The 2,669-nt window shown below is 70.0% G+C and carries 4 protein-coding genes; 2 read left to right on the forward strand and 2 right to left on the reverse strand.

Annotated elements, in window-relative coordinates; translation table 11 throughout:
• Both ACIQOV_RS36365 and ACIQOV_RS36370 read left to right on the forward strand, forming a co-directional pair.
• The coding region (locus tag ACIQOV_RS36365) for an exonuclease domain-containing protein (protein ID WP_401055083.1) at positions 1 to 414 on the forward strand (414 nt) is incomplete at its 5' end.
• A gap of 52 nt (positions 415 to 466) precedes the next feature.
• The gene (locus ACIQOV_RS36370) at positions 467 to 1,102 is read left to right on the forward strand and encodes a disulfide bond formation protein DsbA (RefSeq protein WP_331768698.1); all 636 of its coding nucleotides are present in this window, start codon (positions 467 to 469) and stop codon (positions 1,100 to 1,102) included.
• Positions 1,103 to 1,184: 82 nt separating this feature from the next.
• Here ACIQOV_RS36370 and ACIQOV_RS36375 read toward each other — a convergent pair whose 3' ends face one another.
• Both ACIQOV_RS36375 and ACIQOV_RS36380 read right to left on the reverse strand, forming a co-directional pair.
• On the reverse strand, positions 1,185 to 1,733 hold the full coding sequence (locus ACIQOV_RS36375; RefSeq protein ID WP_331768697.1) for an NUDIX domain-containing protein: 549 nt from the start codon (positions 1,731 to 1,733) through the stop codon (positions 1,185 to 1,187).
• 520 nt (positions 1,734 to 2,253) lie between these two features.
• Positions 2,254 to 2,625 carry a hypothetical protein gene (locus ACIQOV_RS36380; RefSeq protein WP_331768696.1) on the reverse strand — a complete coding sequence of 124 codons (372 nt, stop codon included), beginning with the start codon at positions 2,623 to 2,625 and terminating at the stop codon, positions 2,254 to 2,256.
• Positions 2,626 to 2,669: the final 44 nt, after the last annotated feature.

Genomic DNA, 2,669 nt, shown 5'->3' on the forward strand with positions numbered 1-2,669 from the left:
CTGGCCAAGCACCTCGTCCCCGGCCTGCCCAACTACAAGCTCGACACGCTCCTGGCCCACTTCACCATCCCCCAGCACGCCGCCACCGAGGCGAACATCCTCCACCACCAGGCCGAGCACTGCCCGACGCTGGCCCGCACCAACCTCATCGACACCATCCCACTGGCCAAGCACCTCGTCCCCGGCCTGCCCAACTACAAGCTCGACACGCTCCTGGCCCACTTCACCATCCCCCAGCCGCCCAACCGCCACCGGGCACCCGACGACGTCGACGTCACCACGAAAATCTTCCTCCACCTCATCGCCGCCGCCGACCTCGACCCGCGCCTAAACAGCCTCACGGCCCTGCTCAAGACCGCCGGACGCACCGCCAAGGCCAACCAGCCCGTCCAGGCCGGCTTGTTCGACACCTGACCCACCACGACACTCCGCACGACCGAACCGAGACAAGGACGGTGCCCACCCGATGCTCCACGACGACGACCTGACCCGCACTGAGGTGCCCTTCTGGTTCGACCCGCTGTGCCCGTGGGCGTGGGTCACCTCCCGCTGGCTCCTGGAAGTCGAGAAGGTCCGCCCCATCCGCGCCGACTGGCGGATCATGTCACTGGCCTACCTCAACCTCGTCCAACGCGCAGGCGAGGGCCTCAGCGCCGAATACCGGGCGCTGATGGAGAGCGCCTGGGGCTCGGTGCGGGTGTGCGCGGCCGCCGCCGAGCACGCCGGCCCCCAGATCCTCGGCCCGCTGTACACAGCCATCGGCACCCGCCTGCACAACCAGCGCCGCCGCGACGACCCCACCGTCATCCCCGAGGCCCTCGCCGAGACGAGGCTGCCCGCCGCCCTGGCCTCGGCCACCACCGCCATCGGCTACGACCAGCGCATCATCGCCTCCCACCACGAGGCTTTCGACGAGGTCGGACTCGACGTCGGCACCCCCGTCCTGCGCATCGCCGGTACTGCCCTGTTCGGTCCCGTGCTGCGCCAGGCCCTCCGCGGCGAGGACTCCGGGAAGCTCTGGGACGGCCTGGTACTTGTCGCGCAGACCGACGGCTTCTACGAGCTCAAGCGCAGCCGCAACGCCAAGCCGGTCCTCGAGTGAGCGAGGCTGCGCCGACCCGGTACCGGGGGACGCCTCCGGGCCGTGGTGCGGACATCGCAGTGTCACGCCCGCCTCGGAGGGCCTACGCGGTGACGTCGAACGCCCGAGCGACACGCTCCCCGACCACGCTCACGGCCAGGTCCAACGGGTACCAGGCCGCGCCGGTCACCTCCGTCTCCTGGAGGAACCCGATCTCGGCACGTTCCGTCGAGAAGGCGTACCCGATGTCCAGGTGGTGGTGCGCCGGTTCGTCCTTCTCCGGCCGCGCCGGCACCAGGCCGTACTCGACGTAGACCGGGACCGGCGACAGCGCCGCGATGTGGCACTCGTCAAGGCCGGTCTCCTCCGTCAGCTCGCGCAGCGCCGCCCTGAGCAACGTGGTATCGGTGGGTTCGAGATGGCCGCCCGGCTGCAGCGTGATCCCGTAAGCAAGGTGGTCGATGAGCAGCACCTCGCAATCGCGGACCAGGAGCGCGCCGACCGTCACGTGCATCGGGAAGGTGCGTCGGGACGCGAACTCGGAGCCCTCGTCGAGGAGCCGCAACGGCTCGGCCAGCGCTTCGGTCTCCTCTTGAAACCGCTCGAGGTACGCCGACAATGTCTGCGCAATGGTCGCGTCACTGATCGCCACGGTTCACCCCCGATCCGACCCAGGAGCGGGACTCCCATCGACCAACTGCTTGGAGACGGGCAGCGAGCATGCGCACAATCAGCTCCAGCGGGCGTGGCGTACAAGGCTCGCACTCTACAAGCCGGGCAGACCCGAACGTGGCTCAACGTGCTCCTGAGTCTGCCTTCGCTCTCCGAGCGCCGTTCACAACCGCCTCATGCCAGCTGCCTCTGCCCACCAGCACCTCCTCGTCCGCGTCGGCCACACTGTGCCCGCCAACCGCCAGGCAGCGCTGGTCGCAGGGGTGTTGGGCAGATGCCGGATGCTGGTGACCTCTCCGGGCTGCCTTCGTCCGAAAGGATGAATCTAGCGACGTACGTCCCACGCGATCCCCTCGCCCGCCCACGCGCTTACGAGCACGCTCTCGCCACCATGAGCCTGAGCGCCGACGCCCTCGCCACCCGTCTCACCACCCGCGGCGGCGCCTCGGCACAGCCCACCGGCGAGCACACCCTGGTCACCGGCGACGACAACGGCCGCATCACCCAGTGGCGGCTCGTCCCGCCCGGCACCGAGGCGGCCCTACCCAAAACCAGGTTTCGGTGGCGCCGGCCGCCTCGGCGAGGACGGCGGCCTGGTAGGCGGTGACCGAGGCCGGGCCCCGGTCCTCCAGCACGGTGCGCCCGTCTCCTACTGCCGGCAGCGACTCGTACCGGTGCACTTGGAGTGCGGCCAGCAGCAGCGTCTCCGTGCGCGGGTGCCCGGTGCGAAGGAACCGGTCGCCTCCGGTGTAAAGGGCGGCGATCACCTGCCCGGCCAGGCCCTGGGGTCGGGAGTCGGGGAGCTCGAGCAACGGAACGCACAGCTCGCCGAGCGCGGCGGCGGCCAGCACCGAGGTGGCTCTTGCCGACACCGTTGACCCCCCTACAAGCAGGCGTCGCTGCTCGCCTTCGACAA

The organism is Kitasatospora sp. NPDC091257 (genome assembly GCF_044757675.1).
Lineage (GTDB): Bacteria > Actinomycetota > Actinomycetes > Streptomycetales > Streptomycetaceae > Kitasatospora > Kitasatospora lactacystinica.

Bases quoted from the DNA above. Each gene is read 5' to 3' on its own strand.
- ACIQOV_RS36370 (WP_331768698.1), top strand. From the start codon at position 467: ATGCTCCACGACGACGACCTGACCCGCACTGAGGTGCCCTTCTGGTTC.